The following is a 16,098-nucleotide window of genomic DNA, read 5'->3' on the forward strand; positions in this document are numbered from 1 at the left end:
TCCTCACCAGAACGGAACTTCTCCACCCATGTCCTCCACCGCCGTTGCCGAGCAACGGACGCCGCAGCCGCAGGCGATGAGCCACCGCCGGATCCTGGAATCGCTGACCGGGATGCTGGCCGCACTGTTCACCGCGATGATCTCCTCCAACATCGTCGCGACCGCACTGCCGGTGATCATCGGTGATCTCAACGGCACCCAACGCCAGTACACCTGGGTGATCACCGCGTCGCTGCTGGCGACCACGGTGAGTACGCCGATCTGGGGCAAGCTGTCCGACCTGTTCAACAAGAAGCTGCTGATCCAGCTGTCGATCGGGATCTTCGTGATCGGCTCGGTGGCCGCCGGCTTCGCGACGACGGTGCCGTGGCTGATCGGGTTCCGGATCCTGCAGGGCCTCGGCATGGGCGGCCTGACCGCGCTGGTGCAGGCGATCATGGCCTCGATCATCGCGCCGCGGGAACGCGGTCGCTACGCCGGCTACATGGGTGCCGTGATGGCGGTCAGCACCGTCTCCGGCCCGCTGCTCGGCGGCTTCATCGTGGACAGCGCGCTCGGCTGGCGCTGGTGCTTCTTCGTCTGCGTACCGCTGGCGATCATCTCCCTGATCGTGCTGCAGCGGACGCTGCGGGTGCCGACGCTGCGGCGGCCGGTCAAGATCGACTACGCCGGCGCACTGTTGATCTCCGTCGGGGCCAGCCTGCCGCTGCTCTGGGTGACGTTCGCCGGCACCGAGTACGCCTGGTGGTCCTGGGAGACGCTGGCCTTCCTCGGCGGGACCGCGATCCTGATCACCGTCGCGATCATCGTCGAGCTGCGGGTCAAGGAGCCGCTGGTGCCGCTGCGGGTGCTCAGCAACCGGACCGCTGCGTTGATGATCATCGCCAGTGCTGCGGTCGGTATCGGGATGTTCGGCGGCGCCACCTTCCTCGGCCAGTATTTCCAGCTGGCCAAGGGCTACACGCCGACGCACGCCGGGTTGATGATCATCCCGCTGATGGTGGCGATGCTGATCTCCTCGACGATCTCCGGCCAGATCATCACCCGGACCGGACGCTGGAAGGGTCTCCTGATCGGCGGCGGCGTCCTGCTGGTCGCCGGCCTGGCCGGCTTCGGCACGATCACCCACACGACGCCGGACTGGCAGACCTGGGTCTACATGGCGCTGATGGGGCTCGGCATGGGCGCGATGATGCAGAACATCGTGCTCGCGGTGCAGAACACCATCGACGTCCGCGACATCGGGGCCGCCTCGGCCACGCTCGCCTTCTTCCGGACCCTCGGCGGCGCGATCGGCGTGTCGGTTCTGGGTGCCGTACTCGCCGCGCAGGTGAAGGACGACGTCACCGCGGGCCTGGCCAGCCACGGCATCCAGGTGCCGGGCGGCGGCGCCAACCTGACCCTGGACTTCTCCCGACTGCCGCCGGCGGCGCTGGAGATCGTCCGGGCCGCGTACGGTGACGCGACCGGGCACATCTTCCAGATCGCTGCGATCGTCGCCGTGGTCGCGCTGATCGCGGTCATCCTGGTCCGCGAGGTCCCGCTGCGGACCACGGTCGAGCTGGTCAAGCAGCCGGCCGCCGCGGAGTCCGACGGTCCCGCCCCGCGGATCGAGGGTGCCGCCGCCGAGGTCGCTGAGGTCGCGCCGGCCCAGCAGGTCGCCGCGGCCAACGGCGTCGCGCCGGTCCCCGTCGCTGCCGTACCTGCGACGGGCGACGAACCCCGGACCAAGCCTGCACCGGGGGCGGCAACGCCGTTCCTGCCCGAGGCGCTGGACGACCCGACCGAACGGATCTCGGTCGCCGCCCTCGACGTGCTGGCCGCGGCTCAGGCGAGTTCGCGGGACCAGGCGAAGGCCTCCGACGAGGCCGTCGAGAAGGTACGGAACGCACTGGACGAACTGGAGGGCCGGATCGACACCGCGATCGGCGACTTCCACCAGGCGCTGGCCACGGTCCGGGACAGCCTGGCCGAGCCGAACCCGGCGGCCTCGCTCGGCCGCGACGGCGTCGGCGGCAACGAGCTCCGGTCGTACGAGTACGGGCTGCTGGTGAACAGCCAGCGGACCGCGGACCGGGTCACGACGCAGGCCCAGCAGGACGCCGAGCGGATGCTCACCGAGGCGAAGACGGAGCTGGCCGACCTGGAAGGGCGGATCGAGCAGCTGCGCAAGGTCGAGGAGAAACTCCGCGACGGCGTCGGCGACCGGCTACGCGACGCTCCGTTGGGCTGATCCGCTCACATCAGTCCGGCGTCGGGGCCGGCTTGGTGGCGACGATCTTGCCGAGCAGGCCGTTGACGTAGGCGGGCGAATCGTCGGTGGACAGATCGCCCACCAGGGTCAGCGCCTCGGACACGGCGACCGAGTCGGGCACGTCCAGGTAGTCGATCTCCAGCACCGCCAGCCGGACCGTGTTGCGGTCGACCCGCGGCATCCGCTGCAGGCTCCAGCCGCCGGCCAGCGCGCCGGCGATCCGCTCGTCGATCTTGCTCGCGTGCGCGACCACGCCCTCGATCAGTTCCCGGGTGTAGTCGCGGACCGGCGGATCCGCGTCCGCGGTCCGCTCGGCCAGGGTCTCCAGCGGATCCCGGGCACGCAACTCCGACTCGAACAGGATGTCGAGCGCGCGTTTCCGGGCCTTGCTGCGTGCGGACATGGAGGCGATCAGCTGCCGACCCGGCCGAGGTACTCGCCCGTACGGGTGTCCACCTTGACCTTCTCGCCGTTGGTGACGAACAGCGGCACCTGCACCTGCAGGCCGGTCTCCAGCGTGGCCGGCTTGGTGCCGCCGGTGCTGCGGTCGCCCTGCAGGCCCGGCTCGGTGTAGGTGATCTCCAGCTCGACCGAGGCGGGCAGGTCGATGTAGAGCGGGTTGCCCTCGTGGATCGCGACCGTGGCGGTCTGCTCCTCGAGCAGGTAGTTCTTCGCATCGCCGACGACGGCGTCGGGGATCGACAGCTGCTCGTACGTGCTGAGGTCCATGAACACGAAGCCCGCACCGTCGTGGTACAGGTACTGCATGTCCCGCCGGTCGACCGTCGCCGTGTCCACCTTGGTGTCGGAGTTGAACGTCTTGTCGACGATCTTGCCGGAGAGGACGTTCTTCAGCTTGCTGCGCACCACGGTGTTGCCCTTGCCGGGTTTGTGATGCTGGAACCACAGCACGGTCCAGAGCTGGCCGTCCAGGTCGAGCACCATGCCGTTCTTCAGGTCGTTGGTTGAGACCACGCGCGTTCCTTCTTGTTCTCACGAGTAAAGGGGGCAAACCCGGGTGCGACCGGGCAGTGGGTCAGTCTAGCCTTGCCGCGTGATGCGTACCCAACTCTTGGCTCGGCAACCAGAGCTGCGGACCGAGCGACTGCGGTTGACCCAGCTCGGGCCGGACCACTTCGAGGCGGCGAACGTCGGGCTCGATGACGACGACGAGGGCCGCAAGCTCACCGGGACGCACGCCAGGTTCACCGAAGATCAGATCCGGGACTGGCTGGCCAAGCTGCCCGGCGCCCCGGACCGGGCCGACTGGGCGATCGTCCGGACCGACGACGAGAAGGTGATCGGTGAGGTCGTGCTGAACGACCTGGACGTCGACAACCAGTCGATGAACTACCGGATCTCCTTGTACGGCAGCACTTTCTACGGCCAGGGCTACGGCACCGAGGCCGGCCGCGCGGTGATCAACTTCGGCCTGGGGGTGCTCGGGCTGCACCGGATCAGCCTCGGCGTGTACGCGTTCAATCCGCGCGCCCAGGCCTCCTACGCCAAGCTCGGCTTCGTCCTGGAGGGCCGGCACCGCGACGCCCTCTACTGGGACGGCGAGTGGCACGACGAGTTGATCATGTCAGTCCTGGCCACCGATCCACGGCCCGCCTGACGGCCAGGCGCGGGATGCGTGCCTGGGAGAACAGCGCAGCCGCCTACGAGAGATCCTTCGCGCGTCTCTGCGCCGGCACGGTGGGCGACATTCTCCGTCGCAGCGGGCCGGGTGACCCGGGTCGACGGCTGCTGGACATCGGAACGGGTCCTGGCACGGTGGCGGCAGCCGCCCGAGACCGCGGCTACACGGTATTGGGATTGGACAGCGATCGTTCGATGATCGCCCTGGCCTTGCGCCGTCACCCTGGGATCGGCTTCGGCCGCGCCGCGATCCAGAGCCTGCCGTGCCGGGACCAGACCTTCGATGTGATCACGGCCAACTTCGTGATCAATCACGTACCGGACCCGCGCAGCGCCACGAGGGAACTGTTTCGAGCTGTCCGTTCCGGTGGGCGCTTTGTCGCCACGATCTGGACCTCACAGCCCGGACCGCTGAATCGGCTCTGGGACCAGGTCATGGCGCAAGCGGCGATCTCCCCTCGATCGGGGTCTCGGCTCCCACCCGAACTCGACTTCGAACGCACGGCGGAAGGCTTCGGTGGCCTCCTGGCCGAGGCCGGCTTCGAGCACGTCGATTGCCGGGAACTGCGATGGACATTCGAGATCCGGCCCGACGCTCTCTGGTCCGCGGTAGAGGCAGGAATCGCCGGTATCGGCCAGACCTTCTGCAGTCAGGACGCCGCGGGCCGGGAACGGATGCGGGCCGCCTACGCAGAGATCACGGCCACAGACCGGAGCGGCGTCCTGAAACTGCCGTCACTCGCTCTCATCGCCTCGGCCGACCGGGTGCGATAGCCGACGGTTCGATATGGCGACCCATCCGCTCTGGCGACCGTACTCCTCGGCGGCCAATGCCGTTCGGCAAGCCGAGCGGATCGCCCAGCGGCAGGTCCAGCCCGGTCCGTTGCAGGAGCACCAAGATCGTTGGGCGACGGAGTACGCCGCCCTGCGGCTGCTGATCAAGGACGCGATCCCGGACCAGGTCTTGGAAATCAGCCATGTCGGCTCGACCGCGGTGGCCGGACTGCTGGCCAAGCCGGTGATCGACATCGATCTGACCGTTCCCGACGCCGTCGACGAACTCGCCTACCTGGCGCGCCTGGAAGCGGTCGGGTTCCGGTTGATCTTTCGCGACGACATCGGCGGCGATGCTCATCGGCAGCTGACCTTCGGCGCGCCCAACGCCAATCTTCATGTGTGGAGTCCCGGCGCGGTGGAGCCTCAGCGCCATGCCCTGTTCGCCGCCTGGCTACGCGCACACCCGGCCGATCGGGATCGCTACGCCGCGGCGAAGCGCGCCGCCGCAGAGGGGGTGGGTGCTTCGCGGTACAACGACCTGAAGTCTGCCGTGGTCTACGACATCTACGAGCGAGCCTTCATCACGGATTCGGCTCACGGGCACGATCCGCGGCCTCGGCCCTAGCTCGGGCGAGCCCGGATAGGGTGCTGCGATGGTGCCGGCGTTGGAGCAGCCCGTTGACGTCCTGATCGCGACGGACCGGTGGGAGCCGAGTCCGCTGACCCCGGCCGGAGCCGGCTTCGGCTCGGGATCCGAACGGGTCGAACTTGATCATGAAAAGGGCGCGCTCACGGTCCGGCTGCGGTCGGCCGGCGAGGTCAGCCGACTGGTGTTGCGCTGGCCGTTCCCGCTGCCGCCGGACACGCTGGTGCTGGGCGACGCCTGGGAACGGACGTACGGCGACCAGGCCTGGCGGCCGGTCCCGACCGGCATCCTGCCCTGGTATTTCCTGGCCCGGACCGGCGACGCGACGATCGGTGTCGGCGTCCGGGTCCGTCCGGGCGCGTTCTGCTCCTGGCAGGTCAGCGACGGGGACCTGACTCTGCACCTGAACGTCCGCAACGGCGGCGCGCCCGTGCTGCTCGGTGATCGCGAGCTCGAGGCCGCCAAGATCGTCCAGGTCACCGGCGAGCCGGGCGAGTCGCCCTGGCTGGTGCACCAGCGGCTCTGTGCCGCGCTGTGCGACGACCCGATCCCGGCCCGCGGGCCGCTGGTCGGCGCCAACAACTGGTACTACGCGTACGGCAAGGACTTCGGGCCCGAGAACGTGATCGCCGACGCCCGTACGGTCGTCGAGTTGGCCGACGGTCATCCGGTGCGGCCGTACGGGGTCGTCGATGCCGGTTGGACCGAGGGCGGGGGCGCACCGGGCGGCCCGTGGACGCACGGCATCCCCGGGCTGTTCGACGACCTGCCCGGGCTCGCCGCGGCGATCCGCGCGGAGGGCGCCGAGCCGGGCATCTGGTTCCGTCCGGCGGCCCTGACGACGGTGTCCGATCCCGTACTGCTCCGCCCGGGACCGCGGCCGGTGCCCGAGCAGCCGCTCGATCTGAGCCGGCCCGAGGTGATCGACCTGGTCCGCGCCGACGTGGCCCGGCTGGTCGACTGGGGCTTCACGTTCCTCAAGCACGACTTCTCGACCTTCGACGTGTTCGCCCGTTGGGGACCCGAGCTGGGGTTGGAGCTGACCGACGGCGGCTGGTCCTTCGCCGACCGGTCGCTGACCAATGCCGAGCTGCTGGTCCGCTTCTACACCGCGATCCGGGAGGCGGCCGGCTCCGCGACCGTGCTCGGCTGCAACGTCGTCGGCCACCTCGCGGCCGGGCTGGTCGACGCTCAGCGGACCGGCGACGACACCTCCGGCCGGGAGTGGGACCGGACCCGGCAGATGGGCGTCAACACGCTCGCCTTCCGGCTGGCCCAGCACGGGCGATTCTTCACCCTGGACGCCGATTGCGTGCCGGCAACACCGCAGACCCCGTGGGAGAAGAACCGGCAGTTCCTCGATCTGGTCGCCCGGTCCGGCACGGCCCTCTTCGTCTCGGTCGATCCTCGGTCCCGTACCGAGGAGGTCGATCGCGACCTCAGCGCCGCGATCCGGCTCGCCCTCGATGGCGGCTCCCCCGGCGGCATCGAACCGCTGGACTGGCTGGCGACCGGTCATCCCGAACAATGGCGAGACGGCGATGCGGGCCTGATCTATCGCTGGTAGGCGTCAATCACTCCAGGGCTGCGCAGGTCCATCGAGCAGGATCGTCAGGGTCGCGGCACGGCCCGCGAGCAGGTGGCCGAGAGGGCGGCGGTCAACTCGTTGGGTGAGTTCTGGCGACGGCTTCTGGCGCCGTGCCATCCCGGTGCCGTACGACGAGCGGACCGAAGCCGACGGTCACGTGGTGCCGCCGCCCGGGTCGTCAACTCCCGTCGCCGACGACCGTTGGTAGATCCGCCGGACTCGATAGGGCCGGAAAGCCCAGCCGGCGCTCCGCTCGGCGTTCCCGCAACCCGACGGGCCATTGATTGAGGAACCACATCGCGCAGTGTGGCGACATGCCGACCCGGGCTGCACCAGCAAGTTCGTCGCTTCCGCCATCACCAACGAAGGCAACTCGACCCGGCGGCAACTCCAGTTCATCCAGGGCGATCTGAAAGATCGCCGCGGCCGGCTTCGCTACGCCAGCCTGATAGGAGAAGACCACGCAGTCAAACAGTGGTGCCAGCGGACTGGTCGCCCAGGCGGCAACCTCCTCGACGGAGCAGTTACTGACCAAACCCAACTTCAACCCTCTCGCACGGAGTCCGTTGAGGGCTTCCAGAACTCGACCGTCGACGGAGAGGAACGGCTTTGCTTTGGCCGCTAACCGTTCCGAGTAGAGCGCCTGGATCACTGCCGCGTCGGCCTCCCGTGCTGCGGTCGCACAGATCTCTCGCAACACGTCACGGAAGTCCACCACCCGGGTCATGCGCTCACTGTGGCGCGATTGCCAAACATGATCGAAGACCTCGTCCGAAACACCGAGACGAGAAGCCGGCGAAGGACCGGGCTTCCACTCCGGATCGAACTCGGTCACGAGCGTCTCGAACAAGTCGAAGACCACCGCACCACGATGTGTCACCGATCCGACTCCCCTCGCCTGGGCGAGATCACAGCTCTCGAGCCGGCTCACCTAGCCGGGGCACGGCATTCGTCCAGCAGGCGTGCGCGCAGCAGGATGACCCCAACGTATCGAGACAGCCAGGCTTGCTTGTGTGGGTAACGTTCTCGCGCTTCCTGGCTGAGTTGGGGTTCGAGGATTTCGTCGACGTAGAACCCAGCGCCAACAAGATCGTTGATCATGGTGGCGAAGGTTTCAGCTCGGTGGGTCAGAGTGACTTCGTCGTTCCAGCCCGCGCGGTAGGTGACAGGCGTGGACTGGTGGTAGGCCTCACCCAACGGGATGCCCTGCTGCTCTGCTCGTTCGACCGCGAACCGGATCGGATGAGCTCGTGCAATCACGAGACAACCGCCGGGCTGGAGCAGGCCGCGAATCGCCTTCAGCGTGGCATTGACATCTCGGGCGTAGCCGAGGGCCATCAACACCGTGATGACGTCGAACCGCCGCCCGATCAACGCAGGATGGGAGTCCAACTCGGAGAGGTCTCCTTGGTGCAGATGCACGTCGAGACCGTCGGGCGGTGTGACGAACTGGCCGGCGACATCGATGCCGATCACACTGCTGGCGCCGCTGACGGCCATCTCAACAGCTTTCGAACCGTTGCCACAGCCCACATCAAGGACAGACCTGCCGCGCAGGTCGCCGATCAGCTGGCATTGAGCATCCCACTCCAGAAGTCGGTCCAATGAGTCTGGCTTCGCTCGCCCAGCCTCGTAATCGTCCAGCAGTCGCTTCCAGGCGTCGTTGCTCGTCACGAGATTCGAGGCTACCGACTTGGGATCCGTAAACCCTGGTGGGCTGCCTGAATCGCCCTAGGTGAGCAGGGGGCGTTGTCGAATCCTGGCGAGGATCCGGTTGTTGATCAAGGGTTTCTGATCACGATCAAGGTATTGGGGTGGGATCCACTCGGGAAGGCCGTCGGTGTTGATCCTGACCTGCCAGCCGCGGTCGAGGAAGTTGCGGTGGTGGTAGAGGCACAACAGGGTGAGGTTGCCGAGCACGGTTTCACCGCCGTGGGCCCAGGGCCTGACGTGGTGGCGTTCACACCACGCCGGTGCCCGGTCGCAGCCCGGGAACGAGCAGCCACCGTCGCGGGCGATCAGCGCGACGGTCTGGTGCTTGGTCGCGATCCGGCGGGTCCGGCCCAGTTCGAGCGGGATCCCGTGGCTGGTGAGGGCGATCGGGTAGAGCTCGGCCTCTCCGGCGAGCCGCATGATTTCGGCGACGGAGAGGACGGTGCCGTCGTTGGCGGTGCCCTGCCCGGACCGGGCCCGCCGATAGGTCGGAGGTTCGGGGCCCTGCTCGTCGGAGGAGGCTGTACGCGTTGGGCGGGGTTGCCAGGTGCCGCGAGTGCCGGGGCGGAGCGCGGCGAGAAGGGTGTCGGCGTCGATCGTGATCATCAACGCGGCCGGCGTCCCGCCGGACCCGGGAAGGTCCTCAGTGCGCAGCATTCGCGTGAACACCTCATCGACCGCATCGTGCAGGCGCTGTTCGTGGCTGCGCAGGTCGACCGCACCCCCACCGGCGGCCGCGTCCAGCCGCGGGTGCGCGAGGGGTTCCAGGACGGCCCGGACCTTGACGGCCGTTTCTGGGGTGAGCCGGAACTCGCCGGTCATCGCCCCCGAGGGGGTGGAACGCAGCCGGAAGAAGCGGCGGTCCTGGTGGAGTTGTTCGTCGGGTTCGGTGCCGTCGGGGTCGAGTGCATCGAGGTAGCGCTGGCTCAGCCGCCGCAATTCCTGTGGCCCGAACCGGGAGCAGTGCCCGACCAGTTCGGTCTCGACCTCGGCGACCTTCGTGGGGGCGACCTTCGCCGCCTCGAGGTGGTCCAACGTCTTGGTGACGATCACGGTCTGCTCGCCGGTGATCGCCCCGACCGCCATCGCCGCACCCACCGCGGGCCGCCACCGCGGGAGTGGCAGGCCGGTCATCGACCTACGCGGCCCGGCCGCTTCGGCCGCCCGCACTCGCCGGGCGGCTTCTTGTGGTCCGAGCAGGAAACGTCGTTCCAGCACCTTGATCATGGAGCGTTGACATTCCCGCTCGGGCACCCCGGCATCTCGGCACGCCGCGATCAAGTCCGCATCGACGGCGAGCAGCTGGTTCCGCACCAATTCGAGCTCAGCGAGCAGCTCGATCAGCTCGATCAGCCCAGCCGGGTCGTGATGATCAAGCCCACCCTGCCGCACCGCCGCCACCAATGCAGCCACGGCCATGCGGGCACCCTGGACTGCGGCACCGACGGGCGTCGCGGTGTCCAGGGTGGTCGTCGTCATGATCAGATTCTATCCGAACTGGTGTTCGAATGCAAGAGATTTCCCTTGTATCCAAGGGAATACAAGGTTCCGGACGGGGGGCAACGACGACTCGGCTTGGCCGACTCCCTAGGGCGTGTCGCCAAGATCATCGTCGGTAGGTGAGGATGCTGCCAGGGTTACCCTGCCCAGGAACGTGATCGCGTATTTGTCGACGCGGGTCGGGCTGCCTCGCCATTGCTTGAGCCGGTTGAAACCGCGCTCTGAACCGCCCCGGGGTGTCCGGAGGCTTCATTAGTTGGAGGATGAAGTCATGGCACGTCCGTCGAAGTATCCCCGCGAGGTGCGGGAGCGTGCGGTCCGGCTGGTCGCTGAGGCGCTGGAGCGCGGCGCTTACCCGTCCGAGTTCGAAGCGATCCGCACGATCGCGGACCAGCTCGGGATCGGGTCGGCCGAGACCGTCAGGAAGTGGGTCCGTCGGGCCGAAGTTGATCATGGTCAGCGGCCGGGGAAGACCAGCGAGGAAATCGCTGAGATCAAGGCGTTGAAGAAGGAGAACGCCGAGTTGCGCCGAGCGAACGAGATCCTCAAGAGCGCGTCGGCTTTCTTCGCGGCGGAGCTCGACCGCCCACCCAGGTACTGACCGTGTTCATCGACGAACACCGGGATCGGTTCGGGGTCGAGCCGATCTGTCGCGTGCTGACCGAGCACGGGATCAAGATCGCCCCGTCCACCTACTACGAGGCCCGTAACCGGCCGCCATCTCGGCGGGCGTTACGAGACACCGAGATCGTCGAGTTGATCAAGACCGCCCGGCAGCAGCGGTTCGTCGACGGGTTCGGTGCTCGGAAGCTGTGGCTGTATCTGCGCCGGCAGGGTCACGACGTGGCCCGGTGCACGGTCGAGCGCGTGATGGCACGCAATGGCTGGCAGGGCGCGCTGAGGGGCAAACAAGTCCGCACCACCACGCCGGATTCGCAGCACGCGCGATCGGCCGATCTGGTCGACCGGGACTTCACCGCGCCGGCGCCGAACCGGCTCTGGGTCGCCGATTTCACCTACGTCGCGACCTGGGCCGGCACCGTCTACGTCGCGTTCATCATCGACGTGTTCTCCCGGCTGATCGTCGGCTGGCGGGCCGCCACCACGATGACCACGAAACTCGTCCTGGACACCCTCGAACACGCGCTGTGGACCCGCCGCCAGACCGGGATCACCGACCTGACCGGCCTGGTCCACCACACCGACGCCGGCTCCCAATACACCTCGTTCGCCTTCACCAGCAGGCTGATCGAGGCCGGCGTCGACCCCTCCGTCGGCTCGGTGGGCGATGCCTACGACAACGCCCTGGCCGAGTCCCAGATCGGTCTCTACAAGACCGAAATGATCCGACGCTGCGGGCCTTGGCGCGATGTTGATCATGTCGAGATCGAGACCTTGCACTGGGTCCACTGGTTCAACCACGAACGCACCCACGAAGCCATCGACGACCTCACACCCATCGAGGTCGAAACCGCGTACTACGCTGCAAGAAACCGTCTCAGCCCGACCGGGTAGAGACACAACCCGAAGCGTCCGGAAAACCCGGGGCGATTCACTCGACGGCGTTGCGCTGCTTGTAGCGGTGCGGTGAGAACTGCGGCGGCCGGCCACCGGCACGGCCTTTGGCTGCTCGGGTCTGGGTCTGATCGATGCGTTCGGGGTGTGTGAGATCCGACGTGTCCGTAACGCCCGGCGGGTCGAGGGGTGGGTGTAGGCCTTGTCGGCAAGCAGCTACAGCCGGACACCGCCCTGGCCGTGGCGCCCCAGCTGGGCGCGGTAGGCGCGATTTTGGAGACACTCCCTAGCAGTAGTCGACCTGGCTGGCCAGCTTCCCGTCGCGGAACCGCAGAACGCCGCACACCTCGAGCAGGAACTCCTCGCCCCTGGCGGGCAGCAGGTCGGGAAGGATGCCAGCGCTCGTCCCCCGGTAGGTGTAGACGAGCGCGGCGGCGTCGCCGTCGATGATCATCGTGCGCGACGTGATCGTACGGTCCGGAAAGATCAAAGCTCGCGGTCAGCTGGCGATCGCTCGGTACGCCTCTCGCAGCAGCTCCGGGTCCGGGCCGGCCAGGATCCGGGCCTTGGCCAGGGATTCCAAGATCACGAAGCGGAGCGTGCCGCCGCGGGTCTTCTTGTCCACGGCCATGGTGGCCAGCAGGTCGTCGTACGCGTCGGCGGCGTAGCTGGTCGGCAGGCCGACGGCACCGAGCACGGCGCGGTGCCGGGCCGCGGTCTTGGCGTCCAGGTAGCCGGCCCGGCAGGACAGTTCGGCGACGAACACCATGCCGATGCTGATCGCCTCGCCGTGCCGCCACCGGTAGTGCTCCCGGCGCTCGATGGCGTGGCCGAGCGTGTGCCCGTAGTTGACCAGTTCGCGACCCACCTTGTCCCCGACCGAGGTGGACTCGCGCAGATCGGCCGAGACCACCTTCGCCTTCACCTCGATGGACCGCTCGATCACCTCCCGCAGCACCGGCGAGCCGAGCTCGCGGGCGGCGGCCGGGTCGACCTCGATCCGTTCCAAGATCACCGGGTCGGCGATGAAGCCGCACTTGATCACCTCGGCGAGGCCGCTGATCACCTCGGCCCGGGGCAGGCCGGCCAGCAGGTCAAGATCACAGACCACGCCGCGCGGCTCCCAGAACGCGCCGACCAGGTTCTTTCCTTCGGCCGTGTTGATGCCGGTCTTGCCGCCGACCGCGGCGTCGACCATGCCCAGCACCGTCGTCGGTACGGTGATCAGGCCGACCCCGCGCAGCCAGGTCGCGGCGACGAAGCCGGCCAGGTCCGTGGTCGCACCGCCGCCGAGTCCGATGATCACGTCGGACCGGGTGAAGCCGGCGTTGCCGAGCACGGACCAGCACATCGCCGCGATCTCGACGGTCTTCGAGGATTCGCCGGTCCCGACGTCGATCCGGGTCACCTCGCAGCCCGCGTCGGTGATCACCTTTCCCAGCCGTTCGGCGGCGCCGATCAGGGCCGGCGGATGCAGGACGGCCACCCGGGTCGCCCCGGTCAGCAGCGGCGGCACCCGGTCCAGCAGGCCGTGCCCGACCAGCACCTGGTACGGCTGCTCGGCGGCCACCCCGATCTCGGTGATCATGCCCGTTCCTTGATCATGACGGTTCCTTGATCAACTGATCGACAACGGCGGCCGGATCGAGCTCGTCGGTGTCCAGGGCCTCGGTGGCCACCGCGGCATAGAGCGGCTGGCGTTCGGCCAGCAGTTTGACCAGGGTGCCGTGCACGTTGCCGAGCAGCAGCGGCCGGGCGGTGTTGAGGCCGACCCGCCGGGCCGCGGTGCCGGCGGTGACCCGGAGCCAGATCACCCGGTGCCCGGCCAGCGCCTCCCGAATCCGTACCGACGTGACGGCACCGCCGCCGAGCGACAGCACGCCCTGCCGGTCCAGCAGCTCCAGCGTGACCGCGGCCTCCAGCTCCCGGAACACCGGCTCGCCGTCGTCGGCGAAGATCTCGGCGATCGGCTTGCCGGCCCGTTCCTCGATCACGGTGTCCACGTCCAGGAACGGCAGGCTGAGCCGGTCCGCCAGCAGCGCCCCGACGGTCGACTTGCCGGAACCGGGCGCGCCGATCACGACGATCGCCGGCGTCGTCGGCGCAGCGGCGGCCCCGCCCTCGGCGGTCACGGTCTCGGGCGGCATCAGCCGCTCACCCCGAGCCCGCGGTCGGCGATCGCCTTCAGGTACGCCTCGTAGTTGCGGTGCGTCTCCCCCACCGAGTCGCCGCCGAACTTCTCCAGCGCGGCGTTCGCGACGACCAGGGCGACCATGGCCTCGGCCACCACGCCGGCCGCCGGCACCGCGCAGACGTCGGACCGCTGGTGGTGCGCGACGGCCTCCTCGCCGGTCCGGACGTCAATCGTCCGCAACGCCCGAGGCACCGTGGAGATCGGCTTCATCGCGGCCTTGACCCGGAGCACCTCGCCGGTGCTCATCCCGCCCTCGGTGCCGCCGGCCCGGTGGCTGGCCCGGGTCGGGCCGTGCGGGCCGGGCACGATCTCGTCGTGCGCCGCGCTGCCCCGGGTCCGGGCCAGCTCGAAGCCGTCGCCGACCTCGACACCCTTGATCGCCTGGATCCCCATCAGCGCGCCGGCCAGCTGGGCGTCCAGCCGGCGGTCGCCGTGGACGTGGGAGCCGAGGCCGGGCGGCAGGCCCCAGGCCAGCACCTCGACCACACCGCCGAGCGTGTCGCCGTCGGACTGGGCGGCGTCGACCTCGGCGACCATCGCCTCGGTGGTGTCGGCGTCGAAGCAGCGGACCGGGTTCTCGTCGATCGCGGCCAGGTCGCCGATCTTGGGCAGCAGCCCGTACGGCGCCTTGACGGTGCCGAGCTCGACGACGTGGCTGAGGATCGTGATCCCGTACGCCTGCTCGAGGAAGTTCTGCGCGACCCGGCCGATCGCGACCCGGGCCGCGGTCTCGCGGGCGCTGGCCCGCTCCAGGATCGGCCGGGCCTCGTCGAAGTCGTACTTCTGCATGCCGGCCAGGTCGGCGTGCCCGGGCCGCGGCCGGGTCAGCGGCGCGTTGCGGGCCCGCCCCTCCAGCACGGCCGGGTCGACCGGATCGGCCGACATCACGTCCTCCCACTTCGGCCACTCGGTGTTGCCGACCTGGATCGCGACCGGCCCGCCCTGCGACTCGCCGTGCCGGACACCGCCGAGGATCGTCACCGCGTCCGCCTCGAACTTCATCCGGGCGCCGCGGCCATAGCCGAGCCGGCGCCGGGCCAGGGCCTGCGCGATGTCGTCAGAGGTGACCCGGACATGGGCCGGAAGTCCTTCCAGGGTGGCCACCAGAGCGGGGCCGTGAGATTCACCGGCGGTGAGCCAACGGAGCATGAACGTCAGTCTTTCACGAACGTACGAGGCCGCTCCGCGCTGTCCGGGCACGGCGGCGTCACCGTACCCGGACACCACGTCGGCGGCTACCTGCTGGCGTGCAGGTAGGCAGCTTGGTAGGCCCGATCCACCGCGGACGTCTTCTTGAACCAACTGGTCCAGCCGGCGCCTCGGGTATAGATCCGCAGACAGAAGGCGCCAGCGACCTTGCGCGGGAAGTGCGAGTGCTCGAGGCGCTTCTTGTCGCCAGCGCAGCGGGCGGCGTTGTACTGGATCCGGTGGTGTGCATCCACCTCGACGCCTCCGCCCTCCGAGACCGTGTCGTCCTCGAACGAGGACATCACCGTCCAACGCGCGCCCATCTCCGCGCCGGGCAGCTTCGGGCGGCCACCGGTCCCCTTGCCGAGCACCTCGACCTGTCGGAAGAAGCTGCTGCCCGGATTCAGCTGCTGGCACTGCCGGTAGGCGATGCAGGCCTTGGCGACATGGGTGCCCTTGTGCGGAGTGGCGAGAGTGATCACGTCCTCGACGTAGAGGCGTGACGGCCAGCCCTTGGCGTTCCGCTGCACGTTCAGCAGCGCGGACCGGATCACCAGACCGCCCATCGAGTGTCCGACCAGATCAACCTTCTTGTTCTTGCTGGTGTAGTGGTCGTAGATGTACCAGGCCAGTTTGCGACCGACCGTGTGGATCGAGGTGTCGCGGCTGCCCTTGTAATGGAACGTGCAGTGTTCGTCCCCGCGGTAGTAACCGAACGTCAGCAGCGATCCGGTCCAGCCCTTGTTCCGGAAATGCTGTTTGGCGTTGCGCCACGTGCTCTCGCAGTCGGTCTTGCCGGACGGCGCGTAGCCGTGCACGAAGATCACCGGATTGTTCTTCGTGTTGCCGCGGGGCGGCTTCCTGGCCGCCGCCTCGGCCGGCGCCGCCGTGGCCAGGCCCAGCCCGGCGATCATCGCCAGCGTGGCGAGCAGGGTCAGCACTCGTCGCATCGACGTCTCCTCTCGGATCCCTGAGTGGTGGCTCCGACCCGATCGGTCGAAGTACCCTGATCCTCGCGTTCTGTGGACGCCCTGTGACCCAACGAATCCGCGAAACTGAGCGGCCCGTCGTTGGCGACGCCG

General features: G+C 68.6%; 16 protein-coding genes, 1 pseudogene and 1 other annotated feature. Of the genes and pseudogenes, 6 read left to right on the forward strand and 11 right to left on the reverse strand.

Annotation, left to right across the window (positions count from 1 at the left end; all coding sequences use genetic code 11):
- Positions 1–28 precede the first annotated feature (28 nt).
- Positions 29–2,233, forward strand: a complete 2,205-nt coding sequence (locus BKA15_RS01930) for an MDR family MFS transporter (RefSeq protein ID WP_246322241.1) — start codon at positions 29–31, stop codon at positions 2,231–2,233.
- A gap of 10 nt (positions 2,234–2,243) precedes the next feature.
- Here BKA15_RS01930 and nusB read toward each other — a convergent pair whose 3' ends face one another.
- Positions 2,244–2,657: a transcription antitermination factor NusB gene (nusB, locus tag BKA15_RS01935; RefSeq protein ID WP_179747847.1), complete on the reverse strand. Its 414-nt coding sequence runs from the start codon at positions 2,655–2,657 to the stop codon at positions 2,244–2,246.
- Between the two features lie 8 nt (positions 2,658–2,665).
- Positions 2,666–3,199, reverse strand: a complete 534-nt coding sequence (efp, locus tag BKA15_RS01940) for an elongation factor P (RefSeq protein WP_218871729.1) — start codon at positions 3,197–3,199, stop codon at positions 2,666–2,668.
- A gap of 112 nt (positions 3,200–3,311) precedes the next feature.
- Here efp and BKA15_RS01945 point away from each other — a divergent pair, with 112 nt between their 5' ends.
- From BKA15_RS01945 to BKA15_RS01960, 4 genes are read left to right on the forward strand one after another with little or no spacing between them, the layout of a single operon-like run.
- Positions 3,312–3,872 carry a GNAT family N-acetyltransferase gene (locus BKA15_RS01945; protein ID WP_179758173.1) on the forward strand — a complete coding sequence of 187 codons (561 nt, stop codon included), beginning with the start codon at positions 3,312–3,314 and terminating at the stop codon, positions 3,870–3,872.
- Positions 3,873–3,886: 14 nt separating this feature from the next.
- On the forward strand, positions 3,887–4,669 hold the full coding sequence (locus BKA15_RS01950) for a class I SAM-dependent methyltransferase (RefSeq protein WP_179747849.1): 783 nt from the start codon (positions 3,887–3,889) through the stop codon (positions 4,667–4,669).
- Between the two features lie 13 nt (positions 4,670–4,682).
- A complete protein-coding gene (locus BKA15_RS01955; RefSeq protein ID WP_179747850.1) occupies positions 4,683–5,297 on the forward strand; it encodes a GrpB family protein in 615 nt (204 codons plus the stop codon).
- Between the two features lie 28 nt (positions 5,298–5,325).
- Complete coding sequence (locus BKA15_RS01960; protein ID WP_179747851.1) at positions 5,326–6,885, forward strand: alpha-amylase family protein; 1,560 nt, start codon at positions 5,326–5,328, stop codon at positions 6,883–6,885.
- Positions 6,886–7,084: 199 nt separating this feature from the next.
- Here the strand turns inward: BKA15_RS01960 and BKA15_RS01965 are convergent, their stop codons facing one another.
- From BKA15_RS01965 to BKA15_RS01975, 3 genes are all read right to left on the reverse strand, one after another.
- Positions 7,085–7,768, reverse strand: a complete 684-nt coding sequence (locus BKA15_RS01965; protein WP_179747852.1) for an HAD family hydrolase — start codon at positions 7,766–7,768, stop codon at positions 7,085–7,087.
- Positions 7,769–7,833: 65 nt separating this feature from the next.
- On the reverse strand, positions 7,834–8,580 hold the full coding sequence (locus tag BKA15_RS01970) for a class I SAM-dependent methyltransferase (protein WP_179747853.1): 747 nt from the start codon (positions 8,578–8,580) through the stop codon (positions 7,834–7,836).
- Positions 8,581–8,637: 57 nt separating this feature from the next.
- Positions 8,638–10,098 (reverse strand): HNH endonuclease signature motif containing protein, encoded by a 1,461-nt coding sequence (locus BKA15_RS01975; protein ID WP_179747854.1) that lies wholly within the window; start codon positions 10,096–10,098, stop codon positions 8,638–8,640.
- Between the two features lie 292 nt (positions 10,099–10,390).
- On the opposite strand from BKA15_RS01975, the gene BKA15_RS01985 reads away from it, so the two are divergent.
- A protein-coding gene (locus BKA15_RS01985) for an IS3 family transposase (RefSeq protein WP_179747855.1) occupies positions 10,391–11,634 on the forward strand; the annotation gives its coding sequence in 2 pieces (ribosomal slippage) (positions 10,391–10,679 and positions 10,679–11,634; 1,245 coding nt in all).
- Positions 10,678–10,806: a sequence feature (AL1L pseudoknot), on the forward strand. (Overlaps the previous gene by 129 nt.)
- A gap of 40 nt (positions 11,635–11,674) precedes the next feature.
- Here the strand turns inward: BKA15_RS01985 and BKA15_RS01990 are convergent.
- The 6 genes and pseudogenes from BKA15_RS01990 to BKA15_RS02015 all read right to left on the reverse strand — a co-directional run.
- Positions 11,675–11,850 (reverse strand): annotated as a pseudogene (locus BKA15_RS01990) (IS5-like element ISMt1 family transposase); the annotation flags it as partial.
- Between the two features lie 70 nt (positions 11,851–11,920).
- Positions 11,921–12,124, reverse strand: a complete 204-nt coding sequence (locus BKA15_RS01995) for a nuclear transport factor 2 family protein (RefSeq protein ID WP_281385186.1) — start codon at positions 12,122–12,124, stop codon at positions 11,921–11,923.
- A gap of 9 nt (positions 12,125–12,133) precedes the next feature.
- Positions 12,134–13,222, reverse strand: coding sequence for a 3-dehydroquinate synthase (aroB, locus tag BKA15_RS02000; protein ID WP_179747857.1), 1,089 nt, complete (start codon positions 13,220–13,222; stop codon positions 12,134–12,136).
- Between the two features lie 13 nt (positions 13,223–13,235).
- Entirely contained in the window at positions 13,236–13,781 is a 546-nt protein-coding gene (locus tag BKA15_RS02005; protein WP_179747858.1) for a shikimate kinase, read from the reverse strand.
- Positions 13,781–14,977, reverse strand: a complete 1,197-nt coding sequence (aroC, locus tag BKA15_RS02010) for a chorismate synthase (protein WP_179747859.1) — start codon at positions 14,975–14,977, stop codon at positions 13,781–13,783. The genes BKA15_RS02005 and aroC overlap by 1 nt, the downstream gene beginning before the upstream one ends.
- 86 nt (positions 14,978–15,063) lie before the next feature.
- A complete protein-coding gene (locus BKA15_RS02015) occupies positions 15,064–15,966 on the reverse strand; it encodes an esterase/lipase family protein (RefSeq protein WP_179747860.1) in 903 nt (300 codons plus the stop codon).
- Positions 15,967–16,098: the final 132 nt, after the last annotated feature.

Source organism: Microlunatus parietis (assembly GCF_013407955.1).
Classification (GTDB): Bacteria; Actinomycetota; Actinomycetes; order Propionibacteriales; family Propionibacteriaceae; genus Microlunatus; species Microlunatus parietis.